At 70.7% G+C, this 15,757-nt stretch carries 20 protein-coding genes and 1 riboswitch; of the genes, 11 read left to right on the forward strand and 9 right to left on the reverse strand.

What is annotated here, in order from left to right; genetic code table 11:
• Window positions 1-96 precede the first annotated feature (96 nt).
• Together ABZS97_RS11690 and ABZS97_RS11695 are read right to left on the reverse strand one after the other, a co-directional pair.
• Window positions 97-321, reverse strand: coding sequence for a DUF397 domain-containing protein (locus ABZS97_RS11690; RefSeq protein WP_356136336.1), 225 nt, complete (start codon window positions 319-321; stop codon window positions 97-99).
• A 9-nt stretch (window positions 322-330) separates the two neighbouring features.
• Window positions 331-1,188: a helix-turn-helix transcriptional regulator gene (locus ABZS97_RS11695; RefSeq protein WP_356136338.1), complete on the reverse strand. Its 858-nt coding sequence runs from the start codon at window positions 1,186-1,188 to the stop codon at window positions 331-333.
• A gap of 211 nt (window positions 1,189-1,399) precedes the next feature.
• Between ABZS97_RS11695 and ABZS97_RS11700 the strand changes: the two genes are divergently transcribed.
• Window positions 1,400-1,858 (forward strand): ATP-binding protein, encoded by a 459-nt coding sequence (locus tag ABZS97_RS11700; protein ID WP_356136341.1) that lies wholly within the window; start codon window positions 1,400-1,402, stop codon window positions 1,856-1,858.
• An 8-nt stretch (window positions 1,859-1,866) separates the two neighbouring features.
• On the opposite strand, the gene ABZS97_RS11705 is transcribed toward ABZS97_RS11700, so the two are convergent.
• A complete protein-coding gene (locus ABZS97_RS11705) occupies window positions 1,867-2,784 on the reverse strand; it encodes a LysR family transcriptional regulator (RefSeq protein ID WP_356136343.1) in 918 nt (305 codons plus the stop codon).
• A 92-nt stretch (window positions 2,785-2,876) separates the two neighbouring features.
• Here ABZS97_RS11705 and ABZS97_RS11710 point away from each other — a divergent pair, with 92 nt between their 5' ends.
• A complete protein-coding gene (locus ABZS97_RS11710; protein ID WP_356136345.1) occupies window positions 2,877-3,494 on the forward strand; it encodes a LysE family translocator in 618 nt (205 codons plus the stop codon).
• Here ABZS97_RS11710 and ABZS97_RS11715 read toward each other — a convergent pair.
• From ABZS97_RS11715 to ABZS97_RS11730, 4 genes are all read right to left on the reverse strand, one after another.
• Window positions 3,433-3,966, reverse strand: coding sequence for a DUF6328 family protein (locus ABZS97_RS11715; protein WP_356136347.1), 534 nt, complete (start codon window positions 3,964-3,966; stop codon window positions 3,433-3,435). The two genes, ABZS97_RS11710 and ABZS97_RS11715, sit on opposite strands and share 62 nt — an antisense overlap.
• A 79-nt stretch (window positions 3,967-4,045) precedes the next feature.
• The gene (locus ABZS97_RS11720; protein ID WP_356136349.1) at window positions 4,046-4,519 is read right to left on the reverse strand and encodes a C40 family peptidase; all 474 of its coding nucleotides are present in this window, start codon (window positions 4,517-4,519) and stop codon (window positions 4,046-4,048) included.
• Between the two features lie 2 nt (window positions 4,520-4,521).
• Window positions 4,522-4,687: riboswitch (cyclic di-AMP (ydaO/yuaA leader) on the reverse strand.
• A gap of 368 nt (window positions 4,688-5,055) precedes the next feature.
• Window positions 5,056-5,364: a hypothetical protein gene (locus ABZS97_RS11725; RefSeq protein WP_356136351.1), complete on the reverse strand. Its 309-nt coding sequence runs from the start codon at window positions 5,362-5,364 to the stop codon at window positions 5,056-5,058.
• Between the two features lie 7 nt (window positions 5,365-5,371).
• Complete coding sequence (locus tag ABZS97_RS11730; protein WP_356136353.1) at window positions 5,372-6,007, reverse strand: ATP-dependent Clp protease proteolytic subunit; 636 nt, start codon at window positions 6,005-6,007, stop codon at window positions 5,372-5,374.
• Window positions 6,008-6,244: 237 nt separating this feature from the next.
• Between ABZS97_RS11730 and ABZS97_RS11735 the strand changes: the two genes are divergently transcribed.
• Window positions 6,245-6,520: a type II toxin-antitoxin system Phd/YefM family antitoxin gene (locus ABZS97_RS11735; RefSeq protein WP_356136355.1), complete on the forward strand. Its 276-nt coding sequence runs from the start codon at window positions 6,245-6,247 to the stop codon at window positions 6,518-6,520.
• A gap of 60 nt (window positions 6,521-6,580) precedes the next feature.
• Here the strand turns inward: ABZS97_RS11735 and ABZS97_RS11740 are convergent, their stop codons facing one another.
• Window positions 6,581-7,546, reverse strand: coding sequence for an ABC transporter permease (locus ABZS97_RS11740; protein WP_356136486.1), 966 nt, complete (start codon window positions 7,544-7,546; stop codon window positions 6,581-6,583).
• Window positions 7,547-7,788: 242 nt separating this feature from the next.
• Between ABZS97_RS11740 and ABZS97_RS11745 the strand changes: the two genes are divergently transcribed.
• The 8 genes from ABZS97_RS11745 to ABZS97_RS11780 all read left to right on the forward strand — a co-directional run bounded on the left by ABZS97_RS11745 (window position 7,789) and on the right by ABZS97_RS11780 (window position 14,888).
• Complete coding sequence (locus ABZS97_RS11745; protein WP_356136357.1) at window positions 7,789-8,418, forward strand: TetR/AcrR family transcriptional regulator; 630 nt, start codon at window positions 7,789-7,791, stop codon at window positions 8,416-8,418.
• A gap of 149 nt (window positions 8,419-8,567) precedes the next feature.
• Window positions 8,568-8,870 (forward strand): urease subunit gamma, encoded by a 303-nt coding sequence (locus ABZS97_RS11750; RefSeq protein ID WP_356136359.1) that lies wholly within the window; start codon window positions 8,568-8,570, stop codon window positions 8,868-8,870.
• Between the two features lie 16 nt (window positions 8,871-8,886).
• The gene (locus ABZS97_RS11755; RefSeq protein WP_356136361.1) at window positions 8,887-9,198 is read left to right on the forward strand and encodes an urease subunit beta; all 312 of its coding nucleotides are present in this window, start codon (window positions 8,887-8,889) and stop codon (window positions 9,196-9,198) included.
• Window positions 9,191-10,912, forward strand: a complete 1,722-nt coding sequence (locus ABZS97_RS11760; RefSeq protein WP_356136363.1) for an urease subunit alpha — start codon at window positions 9,191-9,193, stop codon at window positions 10,910-10,912. Before ABZS97_RS11755 ends, ABZS97_RS11760 begins: the two co-directional genes overlap by 8 nt.
• The gene (locus tag ABZS97_RS11765) at window positions 10,912-11,586 is read left to right on the forward strand and encodes an urease accessory UreF family protein (protein WP_356136366.1); all 675 of its coding nucleotides are present in this window, start codon (window positions 10,912-10,914) and stop codon (window positions 11,584-11,586) included. The genes ABZS97_RS11760 and ABZS97_RS11765 overlap by 1 nt, the downstream gene beginning before the upstream one ends.
• 133 nt (window positions 11,587-11,719) lie before the next feature.
• Window positions 11,720-12,403: an urease accessory protein UreG gene (ureG, locus tag ABZS97_RS11770; protein WP_356136368.1), complete on the forward strand. Its 684-nt coding sequence runs from the start codon at window positions 11,720-11,722 to the stop codon at window positions 12,401-12,403.
• Complete coding sequence (locus tag ABZS97_RS11775; protein ID WP_356136370.1) at window positions 12,400-13,155, forward strand: urease accessory protein UreD; 756 nt, start codon at window positions 12,400-12,402, stop codon at window positions 13,153-13,155. The genes ureG and ABZS97_RS11775 overlap by 4 nt, the downstream gene beginning before the upstream one ends.
• A gap of 137 nt (window positions 13,156-13,292) precedes the next feature.
• Window positions 13,293-14,888 carry an alpha/beta hydrolase gene (locus tag ABZS97_RS11780; RefSeq protein ID WP_356136372.1) on the forward strand — a complete coding sequence of 532 codons (1,596 nt, stop codon included), beginning with the start codon at window positions 13,293-13,295 and terminating at the stop codon, window positions 14,886-14,888.
• 62 nt (window positions 14,889-14,950) lie between these two features.
• Here ABZS97_RS11780 and ABZS97_RS11785 read toward each other — a convergent pair whose 3' ends face one another.
• Complete coding sequence (locus tag ABZS97_RS11785) at window positions 14,951-15,676, reverse strand: lysophospholipid acyltransferase family protein (protein ID WP_356136374.1); 726 nt, start codon at window positions 15,674-15,676, stop codon at window positions 14,951-14,953.
• Window positions 15,677-15,757: the final 81 nt, after the last annotated feature.

Raw genomic sequence — 15,757 nt, forward strand, 5'->3', positions numbered from 1 at the left:
CGGACCTCACCGACCAGCAGATCGACCGGGCCGTGCGGGTGATCAGCGAGACGCGCTAGTGGGTGCTGTGCGGGACTTTCAAACACCCCCTGGGCGTCAGCCCAGTGCTGCGACGAAGCCCTGCCAGGCGGCGGGGCCGAAGAGCAGCGCGGGCCCGGTGGTGTTCTTGGAGTCGCGTACGGCCACCAGCCCGGCCCAGGGGCCGGGGCCAGGTCGGGCGGTTTCGACGCAGTTGTTCATTCCTGTACTGCGGCTGCTGCGCAGCCATGGCACCTCGTGCAGCGAAGTGCTGGAAGGAACGGACCGAGGCAGTGCAGGCATGGTGCCTCCTTACGCGCCGTCATGTATCGCGGCGATGTAATCCAACGAGTCCTCGGGCGAAAGGGCGTGGAACTGAAGGGTCTGGAAGGCCTCGCTGTAGGCCTGGAGGTCTTCTTTCCGTTCGAGGTAGAGGCTACTCGTCAGTTGGTCAAGAACAACCACATCCAAGTCAGATGTGTTCGGAAAGGAGAAGATAACGAAAGGCCCGGTGATTCCGATGTGGGCCCCGGCGGCGAACGGCAGTACCTGAAGCCGCACTTGAGGCAGATGCGCGGCCTCGACGAGGCGGTCCAACTGCCGTGCCATGACCTCGGGACCGCCGACCTCCCTGCGCAGCACCGCCTCGTCCAGGACCGCGCTCAGCTCCAGCGGCGGATTCGAACGCAGCACGTCCTGCCGGGCGAGCCGTACCTCGACGAGCGTGTCGAGCTGGGGGTCCGCCAGCCCGTCCACCGCGGCCCGGGTGACCGCACGGGCGTACTCGGCGGTCTGGAGCAGTCCCGGCACGACAGAGGTCTCCAGCGTGCGCATGGCGCGGGCCTGCGACTCCAGGCTGATGAAGTCGCGGTACGTCGGCGGCAGGACGCCGCGGTAGGCGTGCCACCAGTGGTGTCGCCCGCCTTCTTCGGTGCCCGCCAACACCATGAGCAGATGGCGCAGTTCGGGATCCTCGACCGCGTACGCGTCCAGGAGTAACCGAACATCGGCCGGTTTCACACCGCTGGCGCCCGTCTCGATGCGGCTCACCTTCGACTGGTGCCAGCCGACCAGACGAGCCGCCTCGCCACTCGTCAGGCCCGCGCCGGTGCGCAGGCCGCGCAGCTCCGCGCCGAGCTTGCGGCGGCGTACCGCGGGACCGTATTGCATGGCCGTACTCCTTACTCCTTCCGAGCCACCCAAATACGGTCTGCCGTCGCAGAGTTCACCGCTTCGAGCGACAGATATATGCATATCTCGGTGGATCGCACCCGTGACAGGCCCGGTAATGGCAGTCTGGCGCGAAGCACCAGTCCGGGACCGTACTCGTACCACACGCTCCGTGCGGACCCCGGTCCCGTGGGAAAGGGACAGCGTCGCCATGGCAGACCACCATGAAGCATCCATCACTCTGCCGAGCGATCCCGCTTCGGTCTCCACGGCCCGGAATTACGTCACAGGCGTGCTGGCCGAATGGGGCCTGCCGTCCGACACCGAAACCGCCGACACCGTACGGCTGATCGTTTCGGAACTCGCCACCAACGCCGTCCAGCACACCTTCGGGCAGTCGCCCACCTTCACCGTCGACCTACGGCTCGACCGCGACGAGCACCTGCGCATCGGGGTCACCGACAGCCACCCGCGCTTCCCGAAGCGGCTGCCCGCCGCCGTCCAGCAGGACAACGGACGCGGCATGGTGATCATCCGTTGGCTGACCGCCGAGTGCGGCGGCCGGCTCAGCGTCCGGCCCACCCGGGAGGGCGGCAAGACCGTCGCGATCGAGCTGCCGTGGTCGGCGCCCGTGCAGCCGGTCACCGCCGTGGGTCTGCAAGAGCCCTGACACCGCGCTCAGTTGTGCTGTGCGGCCCGCCCGAACGCACCGCGCAGCAGCGCACGGAAGGCGTCGGCGACAGGCGCCGCCTCGTCGGTGCGGTGGGCGACCGAGATCGTACGGCGGAGATCGCCGGGCTCCAACTGCCGTACCCCCACCGGCGTCACCGCGGTCCTGCCGACCATCTCCGGCACCACGGCCACCCCGAGTCCCGCACTGACCAGCGCACACACCAGGGCGTAACCCGGGGTCTCCACCAGTACCGACGGGGCGGCCCCGGCCCGGGCCAGCGCCGATTCCACGCCCGCGCGGGACGGATGGCCGGGCGCCATGCTGATCAGCGGCTGACCGGCGAGCCGGTCCAGGGGCAGCCGTGCGGAGCCGTCCGCGAGGGCGTGTCCCGGGGCGGTCACCAGGACCAACTCCTCGACCAGTACGGGCTCCAGGGTGACCGACGAGGGCAGCGGGGCCGGCTCGGCGGGCTCGTAGGTGTGCGTCAGCGCGAGGTCGACGTCGCCCGCCGCGACCGCCGAAACACCGTTCGGGGGCTCGTAGTCCGCCACCGACAGCTCCACGTCCGGGTGCGCACGGCGAAACGCGCTGAGCACCGGCGGCAGCAGATGTATGCCCGCCGTCTGGAAGGTGCCGAGCCGCAGTGTGCCGCCCGCCAGGCCCGTGAGCCGCGCCAGTTCGTGCCGGGCCTGCGCCAGCTCGTCCAGGACCCGGCGTGCCCGTACCACCAGCAGCTCGCCCGCGTCCGTCAGCCGCGCCCCGCGGTGCGAGCGCACCAGGAGCGTCGCGCCCGCCTCCCGCTCCAGCTTCGCCAGCTGCTGGGAGAGCGCCGGCGGGGTGTACCCGAGCCGCTCGGCGGCCCGGGTGATCGACCCCGCCTCGGCGACCGCCACCAGCGCTGCCAGCCGCGTCGGGTCGTACACGCCCCACCCTCCTGGGCCTAAAGAATCGCTTAAGGAAAACCCAGGATATTCGACATACCTGCTGAAGGCCCGGCGCGGGCAGGCTGGTGCGCATGGACGGACAGCTCATCGCCTTCACCGCAGTGGCCGCGGGCATGGTCGCCATGCCGGGCGCGGACTTCACCGTCGTCGTACGCAACGCCCTGGTCTCGCGCCGGGCGGGGGTCGCGTGTGCGCTCGGGGTCGCGGGCGGGCTGCTGCTGCACACGGCCCTCGCGGTGGCCGGCGTCGCGGCGGTCCTTACGGCGGTGCCCGCGCTGTTCCGCACGCTCCAACTGCTCGGTGGCGCCTACGTGCTGTACCTCGGCGTACGGACGCTGGGGGCGCTGCGGCGGCCGCTCGCGGCGCCGGGCGACGAGGCGGGGTCCGGCGCGCGCCCGCTGCGGCAGGGCTTCGTCACCAACGCGCTCAACCCGAAGGCGCCCATCACCTTCCTGAGCCTGCTGCCGCAGTTCGTTCCGGCGGGCAGTCCCGCGCTGCCCCGGACCCTGCTGCTGGCGCTGATCGTGGTCGCCCTCGCCCTGGTCTGGTTTCCGGCGGTCGCGCTGCTCGTGGACCGGCTCGGCCGGTGGCTGCGGCGGCCGAGGGCCGCGCGGGCCGTGGAGGCCGTCACCGGGAGCGCGCTGACCGTTCTCGGTGTGGTGCTTCTGGCTGAGGGTCTTCGTTCCTGAGGCTGCGTTGCACCAGGAGGGGGAGCAGGCGCCACAGTGCCAGGCAGACGCCCAGGGTGGCGGCCCCCGCCGCGATACCTGCGCCGCGACTGAGGGTCACGTCCACGACCAGCAGTACCGACCCGGTGAACGCCAGCATCAGCACGGTCAGGCCGGCTGTGGCCAGCTGGGAGGAGACCCGCACGATCCGGGGCTTGGCGTTCTGCTGGAACAGCGAACGGTGCAGTGCGGCGGGCGCGGTGAACAGGGCCGCGGCCAGCACCGCGAGCAGCAGCGTGGTGACGTACGTGGCGCGCTGGAAGGAGTCCAGCGACGGGAAGCGCTGGGTGAAGGCCAGGGTCAGCAGGAACGCGAAGAGGATCTGCACCCCGGTCTGGGTGACGCGCAGCTCCTGGAGCAGCTCGCCGAAGTTCCGGTCGGCGCGCTCCAGAGGTGTCTCGTTGCGTTCGCTGTGGTGCGGTAGGTCGGCCATGAACGAACGAGTATCCGTTCCGGACCGGGTCACGCCCCGACGGGGTGACGGCGTCCTTGCCGTCACCCCGCCGGGCAGGTCAGCTGACCCGGCCGTACCAGACGCTCCTGGTCCAGATCTTCTCGAGCCTCACGACGGTTCCCGTCTTCGGGGAGTGCCAGATCTTTCCCTTCCCGGCGTAGATGCCGACGTGGTACACGTTCCGGCCCGAGTGGAAGAACACCAGGTCCCCGGCCTTGCGGCCGGACGCGGAGACATGGTGGGTCTTGTTGTACTGCCCCGCGGCCGTACGAGGCAGGTTCTTGCCCGCCTTCTTGTACGAGTAGAGCGTGAGCCCGGAGCAGTCGAAGCGGCGTGGCCCCGTGGCGCCCCACTGGTACGGGGAGCCCTTCTTGGAGGCCGCTACCTGGAGTGCCCTCGTAGCCGTCGTCGCGGCCGCTGCGTCGGAGGCGATGCCTGGGACCACGATGCTGCCGCCCACGGCGGCGATGGTGAGAGCCGAGGCCGTACCGGCCCGGGTCAGCAGCGACGGAACACGATTGAGCGCAGTCATGCGCAACCCTTCGTCAGCCGCCTGTGAAGGATGACCTGTCGGATTCGGGCTGGCGAAGTTGCCCGGCCGCGTACTGCGGCTTCACCCCAAGGACCGCCCGGATCTCTCCGGCGGCCCGTCTAGCTGGGTCCTCCACTCCTGCCGATGCACATCTGTCGACCGGTCATCCGGGCGGCGGCAGGACTCGGCGTCCGCCCGGACCGCCCCGCCGCTGTGGCGGGGGCTTGTCGTCGGAAGGGATCTTGACGCACGCATGGCGAAAAATCCGAGTGGAATCAGCGATTTGTGGGGTTACTCACCACTCACCCGTTCGGGTGGACACCCCCTTGTTCGAAGGGGTGTCGAGGGGGTCGACGAGGCTCGTACCAGCACCGGAACGCTTCATTCCGCCCCCGATGCAGGCGCGTTGCGCAACATTTCCGGGCCTTCGGAGCGACGGGTGCCTACGCCGTTCGGGGGTACACCATCTGGTCCGTTTGAACCGCGTCCCGGACGCGTCGCCGCCCCGGTGCGAGCAGTGGCCCGGTGCCGATGCGTCAACTGTCCGCCCCCGGCGGCAGGGTGACGCGGGCCGCCCGCCGCTCCCCGTCGAGGACTCGCAACGCCTGCGCCAGCGTCGGGGCGTGCACCTCGCTCTCGCCGCGTTGGTGCATCAGCGTGAGTGCGTCGCGCAACGCCGTCGCCTTGCCGACGAGGGCCTGGGCGGCACGCAGTCCGCGATAGGTGTCCCCGGGCCGGGCCGGGTTGATACGGCCGAGCAGGTCGACCACATCGAGGTAACGGTCGATCAACTCGGCCTCCGCGCGCGTGAGCGCGGGCAGCGGAGGCAGCTCGGGCGGAAGCATCAGCGGGTCACCTCGCGCCCGGCGCGGTGCGCTCGGCTTTGCGGCTCGGGATGATCGCGTCCACCAGCCCGTACGCGAGCGCCGCCGGCGCGTCCAGGATCTTGTCGCGCTCGATGTCGGCGGCGACCTGCTCCGCGCTCTGCCCGGTGTGCCGTACGAGCATCTCCTCCAGCTTGCGCCGGGTGCGCATCAACTCCTCGGCCTGGATGGCCAGATCGCTCGCCTGCCCCTGGACCGGCTCGGGGAACGAGGGCTGATGGATCATCACGCGGGCACCCGGCAGCGCGAACCGCTTGCCCGGGGTGCCGCCCGCCAGCAGAACGGCGGCGGCCGAGGCGGCCTGCCCCAGACAGATGGTCTCCACCTCGCAGGTGACGAACTGCATCGTGTCGTAGACGGCCGTCATCGCACTGAACGAGCCGCCGGGGGAGTTGATGTACAGACAGATGTCCTGGTCCGGGGCCAGATATTCGAGGTGCATGAACTGTGCCATCACGTCGTTCGCCGACGTGTCGTCAATAGGCGTCCCCAGGAACACGATCCGCTCGTCGAGCAGCTTCGAGTACGGATCCAGGGTCCGGTGCCCCGCACTCGTGCGCTCCGTGAATTCGGGCAGGACGTAGCGGGCGGACGGTTCGTTCATGGCTGGCGCCTCCTCTGAGCGACTCTCCTGTAAAAAATGTACAGGACGTACAGAAGTCGTCGAGGGGTATCGGCCGACAGCGAAATTCCCCGCGGAGCGAGGTGCTTCGCGGGGATCGCGCGTGTGGTGGGGCCCGCTGCGAGTCGGCGGTGGGCCGGCTGCGAGTCGGCGGTGGCTCGGCTGGGGGGAGATCTTCCGCCCCTGGGGGTCCGCGGAACCCGGTCTAAGCTGGTGGCCATGGCCTACGAGATTCCGGTGACGCAAGCCAGGGCTGAGCTCGCCGATCTGATCAACCGGGTGGTGTACGGCGACGAGCGCGTCGTCGTGACGCGGCACGGGAAGCCGCTCGTCGCCCTGGTCTCCGCCGCCGACCTGGAGCGTCTCGAAGAGCTCGACGCCGCCGAGGAGCAGGTGGTCACCTCGGTCTCCGCGGTCCGCGAGGTGGGATCCGCCCCGAGGGAACGCCAGCGGTTCGGCATCGCCGCGGAGCACCGGGGGCACACGGCGTCGTAACGCCCGCACCGGGCAGGGCGGTTCGGCGCGGCCACGACGGTGGGGTCCCCGCCCGCGGGGTCAGCTCGCGAAGGACGGCCGGCGCTCCATGGCCGGCTCCGGGCTTGTACGGCGTGCCTTGAGGGCGCTGCCGAGGAGCACCGCGCCGAGGCCGAGCGCCGCCCACCAGGTCAGGGTGAGCGCCGGGCCGGTGGCGGCGGCTCCGTTGAAGAACGACACCGAGCGCAGCAGGGTCGTACCGGCGCCCGGCGGCAGCCACTGGCCGATCGTGCCGACCGGCTCGGGCAGCATCTGTGGGGCCGAGGCCGCCCCGGAGAACGAGTTGCCGAACAGCGTGATCAGCATCGCGCCGAGTCCGATGCCAGAGTTGCCGATGAGCGCCGCCAGCCCGGCCACCGCGGCGCTCACCGCCAACGTCGAGAGGCCGAGGACGGCGGCCTCCGCCCACCAGTTCCCGGTGAGGACCCCCAGCCAGCTGTCGGCGAGCGCGGCCGCGACCGTGCCGATCAGCGCGGCGGCGCCGACCAGTGCGGCCACGGCGCGGACGCCGCGCAGCCCGAGCAGCGTCACGACGGCTCCCGCGGCGACGCCGGCCAGTGCCAGCGGCAGCACGCTCGCGGTCAGCGCCGCGCCGCGCGGGTCGTCGGCGGAAGCGGCCACGACGTCGACGGTCGTCACCTCGGTGCCGGCCGGTGCCTGCCCGGCCACCGCCTGCTGCAGCAACTGGGCGACGAGCGGGCTCGCGGCGGACGCGGTCAGCAGCTTCGGCCCGTGCGCGGTGGCGACGACGGCGCCGTATACGGTCCGGCCCTCGATGGCGCTCCGGGCGGCGGCCTCGTCCGCGTAGCGGTGGATCTCGAACGCGCCCTCGCGAGAGGTGAGTTGCTTCTCCAACTGTGCGGTCGCGACAGCGGGGCCGGCCACGCCGAGCGGCAGATCGCGGGGCGCGGTGCGGGCGGCGGGCCAGGCGAAGGACCAGAGCGCGAGCGCCGCCAGGACCGGGATCAGGACGATCACGGCGATCATGCGGCGGGCGTGCGGCGGCCGGGAGCCTGGCTGCCGCTGTGCGGGCGCTGCGCTCCTGGCGGACTCGGTGGTGGCGGACATGGCTTCCCCCTAGGACGAGGCGGAGAGTCGCTCGGGGCGCCGGCAGTGGTCCGCCGAGCGGCTCTCTCTAAAAAGAAGGATCGTTCGTTTTTGATTCGCCCTCACCATGCTCCGGCTCCGCTGCCTTGTCAAGAAGGAATGTTCGTTTTACGTTGTGCACCATGGCCCGCGTATCCCAGGAACACCTCGATGCCCGCCGCCGTCAGATCCTCGACGGCGCCTCGCTCTGCTTCGCCCGCAACGGGTTCCACGCCACGTCGATGCAGGACGTGCTGAAGGAGGTCGATCTCTCCGCGGGCGCCGTCTACCGCTACTTCAGAGGCAAGGAGGAGCTGATCGGCGCGATCGTCTCCGAGGTGCTGGAGACGGTGGGCGACACCTACGAGCGTGCGGCCCAGGAGACTCCGCCGCCGCTGCCGGACGTGCTGATCCCGAGGACGCTGGCGCGGCTGAAGGAGGTGAAGTCCGGGGTGCTCGACAGCGGCGAGTGGGTGTTCCCCCGGCTGATGATCCAGGTATGGGCCGAGACCCTGCGCAACGACGAGCTGGCGGTCGTGATGCGTACCGGCTTCGACAAGGTGTGCGCGGCGTGGGCGAAGGTGGTCGAGAGCTACAAGGCCGCGGGGCTGATGCCCGAGGAAGCCGACGCCGATGCCATGGCGCGCACGATGATCGCGCTCGCCCAGGGGTTCGCGGCGCAGCTCGCCGTCTTCGGCGCCGTACCCGCCGATGTCCTCCAGAACGGTCTACGGGCGTTGATGAGCATGCGGACTCCGGATCCGGTGGCCTGAATGGATCACAGCATGGATCACAGCTTGGTTAACTTGCTTGAAACTCGGCCCAACTAGCCTGCCTCCTCCACGCCACCAGGCACTTTGCCGTGTGGCAGCGGCAACCGGACCCCGCACGGTCCGGAGCGAGGACTGTGAGGTGGGACGCCGTGCAACTGACCCCGCACGAGCAGGAGAGGCTGCTGATCCATGTGGCAGCCGACGTGGCCGAGAAGCGCCGGGCCCGCGGGCTCAGGCTGAACCACCCCGAGGCGATCGCGCTCATCACGTCGCACATCCTCGAAGGAGCACGTGACGGCCGTACGGTCGCGGAGCTGATGTCCTCCGGACGAAAGCTCCTGACCAGGGACGACGTCATGGAGGGCATCCCCGAGATGATCCACGACGTCCAGGTGGAGGCGACCTTCCCGGACGGCACCAAGCTCGTCACCGTCCACGACCCGATCGTCTGACGGGGGAGCGAGCAGCGTGATTCCCGGAGAGATCCTCTTCGCCGACGGACCCGTCGCCTTCAACGAGGGCCGTGCGGTCACCCGGCTGACCGTCCTCAACGCCGCCGACCGGCCCGTCCAGGTCGGCTCCCACTACCACTTCGCCGAGGCGAACCCCGGTCTGGAGTTCGACCGCGCCGCCGCGCGCGGCCTGCGGCTCAACGTCGCCGCCGGCACCGCCGTGCGCTTCGAGCCCGGGATTCCCGTCGACGTAGAACTCGTTCCGCTCGCCGGCGCCCGTGTGGTGCCCGGACTGCGCGGTGAGACCGGAGGTGCCCTCGATGCCTGAGATCTCGCGTGCCGCGTACGCCGATCTGTTCGGCCCCACCACCGGCGACCGCATCCGGCTCGCCGACACCGACCTGCTCGTCGAGATCGAGGAGGATCGCTGCGGCGGGCCCGGACTCGCCGGTGACGAGGCCGTGTTCGGCGGCGGCAAGGTCATCCGTGAATCCATGGGCCAGGCGCGCGCTACGCGCGCAGACGGCACCCCGGACACGGTCATCACGGGCGCGGTGATCATCGATCACTGGGGGATCGTCAAGGCCGACGTCGGCATCCGCGACGGCCGGATCACCGGCATCGGCAAGGCGGGCAACCCGGACACCATGGACGGCGTGCACCCCGACCTGGTCATCGGACCCGAGACCGAGATCATCGCGGGCAACGGGCGGATCCTGACCGCAGGGGCCATTGACGCCCATGTGCACCTCATCTGTCCGCAGATCGCCGACGAGGCTCTCGCGTCCGGAATCACGACACTGGTCGGCGGCGGCACCGGCCCGGCCGAGGGCTCCAAGGCGACCACCGTCACCCCCGGCCCCTGGCACCTGGCCCGGATGCTGGAGGCGATGGAGGAGTACCCGCTCAACTTCGGGCTGCTCGGCAAGGGCAACACCGTCTCGCACGACGCGATGCTCTCGCAGATCCGTGGCGGCGCGCTCGGTCTCAAGCTGCACGAGGACTGGGGCTCCACGCCCGCCGTCATCGACGCCGCGCTCACCGTCGCCGACCGCACCGGCATCCAGGTCGCCATCCACACCGACACGCTGAACGAGGCCGGGTTCGTGGGCGACACGCTCGCCGCGATCGGCGGACGCGGCATCCACGCGTACCACACCGAGGGTGCGGGCGGAGGGCACGCGCCCGACATCATGACCGTGGTCTCCGAACCGCACGTGCTGCCCAGCTCCACCAACCCGACCCGGCCCTACACCGTCAACACCGCCGAGGAACACCTCGACATGCTGATGGTCTGCCACCACCTCAACCCCGCCGTCCCGGAGGACCTCGCCTTCGCGGAGTCGCGGATCCGGCCGTCCACGATCGGGGCCGAGGACATCCTCCACGACCTGGGCGCGATCTCGATCATCTCGTCCGACGCCCAGGCCATGGGGCGGGTCGGCGAGGTCATCATGCGGACCTGGCAGACGGCCCATGTCATGAAGCGGCGCAGGGGAGCGCTCCCGGGAGACGGCCGCGCCGACAACCATCGTGTACGTCGCTATGTCGCCAAATACACGATCAACCCGGCGGTCGCGCAGGGCCTCGCCCGCGAGGTCGGCTCCGTCGAGACCGGCAAGCTCGCCGACCTCGTGCTGTGGGCACCCGCGTTCTTCGGGGTCAAGCCGCACCTCGTCATCAAGGGCGGACAGATCGCGTACGCGCAGATGGGCGACGCCAACGCGTCCATCCCCACACCGCAGCCGGTCCTGCCCCGGCCGATGTACGGGGCGATCGGGCGGGCACCGGCGTCCAACTCGTTCAACTTCGTGGCCCCGCTCGCCATCGAGGACGGACTGCCGGAGCGGCTCAGGTTGGGGAAGCGGTTCGTGCCGATCGACTCGACGCGCGGTGTGACCAAGGCCGACATGCGCGAGAACGACGCGCGGCCGCGGGTGCAGGTCGACCCCGACAGCTTCGCCGTGCACATCGACGGGGAGCTGGTCGAGGCCACGCCCGCCGCCGAACTGCCCATGGCCCAGCGTTACTTCCTCTTCTGATGTCCCGCGCAGCACTTCTCGTCCTGGCGGACGGCCGCTTTCCCGCCGGAGGGCACGCGCACTCCGGCGGGGCCGAGGCCGCCGTCAAGGCCGGGCGGATCACCGGGGCCGCGAGCCTGGAGGACTTCTGCCGGGGCCGGCTGCACACGGCGGGGCTGGTCTCGGCCGCCCTCGCCGCGGCGGCCGCGCTCGGGGCCGATCCTGTTGAGCTGGACACGGCGGCGGACGCCCGTACGCCGTCGGCTGCGTTGCGTGTCGCCGCGCGCAGGCTCGGGCGGCAGCTGATGCGGGCCGCCCGGGCGACCTGGCCCTCCGCCGAACTCGACGCGCTGGCGGGAGAGTTCCCCAAGGGGGCGCATCAGCCCGTGGTGCTCGGGGTGACCGCGCGGGCCGCCGGGCTCGGGCCCGAGGACGCCGCGTACTGCTCCGCGTACGAGAGTCTCAGTGGGCCCGCGAGCGCTGCGGTGCGGTTGTTGAGTCTTGATCCCTTCGATGCGACGGGGGTGCTTGCGCGGCTGGCGCCGGAGCTGGATCTCGTCGCCCGTGCGGCAGCCGACGCCGGGCGGCGGGCCCTTGACGGCGGGGTGGATGTGCTGCCTGCGGCTTCGGCTCCGATGCTGGAGATCGGTGCGGAGGCGCATGCCGCCTGGTCTGTGCGGTTGTTCGCGTCGTAGGAAGTCTGTTTTCGCCCCCTCCGCCCCTTCCCGTCCCGTCTTTCTGGGGGCTTCGCCCCCTTGCCCCCTATCGGCCTGGACGGCCTCGTCCTCAAACGCCGGACGGGCTGAAACCCCTTGCTGGAGTCGCCTCATGCATCTTGACCACTCTCACTCCCACGACGGGCCCTCCGCCCTCAGCGCCGACGCTCATCGGCCCGACGGGACCCGGCGCGCGCTGCGTATCGGGCTCGGGGGGCCCGTCGGGTCCGGGAAGACCGCGACCGTCGCCGCGCTGTGCCGGGCCCTGCGCGACGAGCTCTCCCTGGCCGTCGTCACCAATGACATCTACACGCGCGAGGACGCGGAGTTCCTGCTGCGGGAGGCCGTGCTGCCGCCCGAGCGGATCACCGCCGTGGAGACCGGGGCCTGTCCGCACACGGCGATCCGGGACGACATCTCCGCCAACCTCGAGGCGGTCGAGGATCTGGAGGACGAGGTCGGGCCGCTGGACCTGATCCTCGTCGAGTCCGGGGGCGACAACCTCACCGCGACCTTCTCCAGGGGGCTGGTGGACGCGCAGATCTTCGTGATCGACGTGGCCGGCGGGGACGACATCCCGCGCAAGGGCGGACCCGGCGTCACCACCGCCGATCTGCTCGTGGTCAACAAGACGGACCTCGCGCCGTACGTCGGGTCCGACCTCGCGCGGATGGCGGCCGACGCGAAGACCCAGCGGGCCGAACTGCCCGTCGTCTTCCAGTCGTTGCGCGTCGAGGCGGGCGTCGCAGAGGTCGCGGGCTGGGTGCGGGAACGGCTCGCCGCGTGGACCGCATGACGGCAGGGGTGCACGCCACCGCGCGGATCGAGGCACGCGACGACGGACGGGGCGGCACCGCGCTGCCGGTCCTGGAGGGGAACGGGCCCCTCGCCCTGCGGCGGGTGCGGGCGAGCGGCCGCGAGGCGCGCGTCATGCTGGTGGGGGCCATGAGCGGCCCGCTCGGCGGCGACCGCTTCGCCGTCGAGGCGGAGGCGGGACCCGGTGCCCGGCTGCACCTCGGCTCGGCGGCGGCCACGATCGCCCTGCCCGGGCAGGCCAAGGGCGAGGCGCACTACGACGTACGCCTGAAGGTCGCGGCCGGAGCCGAACTGCACTGGCTGCCCGAGCAGTTGATCTCCGCGGGCGGCAGTGAACTGTGCGTGTCCTCGCGCATCGAGCTGGCGCCGGGCGCCCGGCTGGTCTTCCGGGAGGAGCAGGTCCTCGGGCGGGCGGGGGAGGAACCCGGGCGGCTCACGAGCCGTCTCACCGTGCGCCTCGGCGGGCGGCCGCTGCTGGACCAGGAGCTGTCGTGCGGGCCCGGCGCCCCCGGCGGCTGGGACGGTCCCGCCGTCCTCGCGGGACATCGCGCGCTCGGGCAACTCGTCGTCGTACGCCCGGAGTTCGCGCAGGAGGTCCCGAGCGCGCGGATGCTGGGGGAGTACGCCGCGCTCACGCCGCTGGCCGGGCCCGCCGTCCTGGTGAGCGCGCTCGCCCCCGACGCACGGCTGCTGCGCCGGGTGCTCGACGAGGCGCTCGCGACACTCGGTTGAAACGGACGGTTCCGCTCATCGGGACACTCCTCTCCGGTTATCGGATTGGTAAAGAAGCCCGATAGCGTCTGTTCTCAGAGATCGCACAGCCGCAAGGATCCCCGTACCAATCGCAACGATGTACGGGGAGGTCCCACTTGAGGGGTTTGAGACCGACGAGGCGAGTGACAGCGCTCGGCTCGGCCGGAGCGCTCGTCACGGCCACACTGATAGCCGGAGCCCTCGCAGCGCCGTCGGCCACCGCCGACTCGCGCAACAGCCACAACCGTGAGGCCCGGGGAGCGGCCATCGCCGCCGAACGGGCGGCCAAGGCCGGGATCGACTGGGCGGACTGCCCCGCGGACTGGGGCTTCGAGAAGCCCATCCAGTGCGGCTGGGTCAGCGTCCCGCTCGACTACGCCCACCCCTACGGCAAGCAGATCAAGCTGGCCGTCGACCGCATCGGGAACACGGGCACCAAGAAGGAGCGCCAGGGCGCCCTTGTCTACAACCCGGGCGGCCCCGGCGCCTCCGGCATGCGCTTCCCGCGCCGCGTCACGACCAAGGCGCCGGTCTGGGTGAACACCGCCAAGGCGTACGACTTCGTGGGCTTCGACCCGCGCGGTGTCGGCCACTCGGCGCCCATCTCCTGCATCGACCCGCAGGAGTTCGTGAAGGCCCCGAAGGCCGACCCGGTCCCCGACACGGAGGCCGACAAGCTCGCCCAGCGCAAGCTGGCCGCCCAGTACGCGGACGGCTGCGCCGAGCGCAGCGGCGCCATGCTGCCGCAGATGACCACGCCGAACACCGCGCGCGACCTGGACGTCATCCGGGCCGCCCTCGGCGAGAAGAAGCTCAACTACCTGGGCGTCTCCTACGGCACCTACCTGGGCGCCGTCTACGGCACGCTCTTCCCCAAGCACGTGCGGCGCATGGTCGTCGACAGTGTGGTCGACCCGTCGCGCGAGAACATCTGGTACCAGGCCAACCTGGAACAGGACATCGCCTTCGAGGGCCGCTGGAAGGACTGGGAGGACTGGGTCGCCAAGAACGACGCGGCCTTCCACCTCGGCGACACCCGCGGCAAGGTCCAGGAGCAGTGGCTCAAGCTGCGCGCCACCGCGAAGAAGAGCCCGCTCGGCGGGGTCGTCGGCCCGGCCGAGCTGATCTCCTTCTTCCAGAGCGCCCCGTACTACGACTCCTCGTGGGTACCGACCGCGCAGGTGTTCAGCAAGTACGTCGCCGGTGACACCCAGGCGCTGATCGACGCGGCTTCTCCCGACCTGTCGGACACCGCGGGCAACATCGCCTCGGAGAACGGCAACGCCGTCTACACGGCCGTCGAGTGCGCCGACGCCAAGTGGCCCACGAGCTGGAAGCGTTGGGACCGCGACAACACGCGGCTCCACAAGGACTACCCGTTCATGACCTGGGCCAACGCATGGATGAACCTGCCGTGCGCCACCTGGTCGGCCAAGCAGCAGACCCCGGTCGACGTGAAGACCGGCAAGGGCCTGCCGCCCGTGCTGATCGTGCAGTCCACGCGTGACGCGGCCACCCCGTACCCGGGCGCCGTCGAACTGCACAAGCGTTTCAAGGGCTCCCGCCTGATCACCGAGAAGGATGCGGGCTCGCACGGCGTGACCGGCCTGGTCAACCCGTGCATCAACTCGCGGGTGGACGGCTACCTGCTCACCGGCAGGACGGACGCCGCCGACGTGACGTGCACCCCGCACGCGACGCCGACGCCGTAGCCGTAGGCGCATGAAAGGAGGGGCGGCCGGAACCACGGCCGCCCCTCACTCGCGTCCTGGGGTCAACTCAGCGGAATCCGCGGGAACTTGCGGCCGGACGCCGCTTTCTCCTCGGCTTCCTCGGCCTTCACGACGGCCGCGTACCGGTCGACGTACTCCTGCTCGGAGAGCGTCAGGATGGCGTACATGATCTCGTCGGTGACGGCCCGCAGGATGGCCTTCTCGTGCTCCATCCCGGCGTAGCGGGAGAAGTCCATCGGCTTGCCGAAGCGGATGACCACGCGCCGGAAGTTCGGGATCACCTGGCCCGGCGGCTGCGCCTCGAACGTGCCGATCATCGCGCAGGGGATCACCGGCACCTGAGCTCTGAGCGCCATGACCGCGACGCCGACCTTGCCCTTGTAGAGGCGCCCGTCGTGCGACCGCGTCCCCTCCGGGTAGATGCCGAGCAGTTCGTCCTTGCGCAGCACGCCGAGACCCTCGCGGATCGCGGCCTGACCCGCCTCCTTGCCGGAGCGGTCCACCGGGATCTGCCCGGCGCTGCGGAAGAATATGGCGGTCAGCCGGCCTCTGATGCCGGGGCCGGTGAAGTACTCCGCCTTCGCCAGGAAGGTGATGCGCCGCTTGAGAACGGCGGGCATCAGGAAATGGTCGGAGAACGACAGATGGTTGCCGGCCACGATCGCCGGGCCCGACGACGGTATGTGCTCAAGGCCCTCGATCCGAGGCCGGAAGACCAGCCTCAACAGTGGACCCAGAAGCACGTATTTGAGCACGTAATAAAACACGCCGACGCTCCTTCACTCCCCCAGGGAGCGATCAGTGTAGGCGCGGCCGTCGCCGGGCGTAACCATTCCGGTGTGACGCTC

This window comes from Streptomyces sp. NPDC005485, assembly GCF_040606085.1.
Taxonomy (GTDB): domain Bacteria; phylum Actinomycetota; class Actinomycetes; order Streptomycetales; family Streptomycetaceae; genus Streptomyces.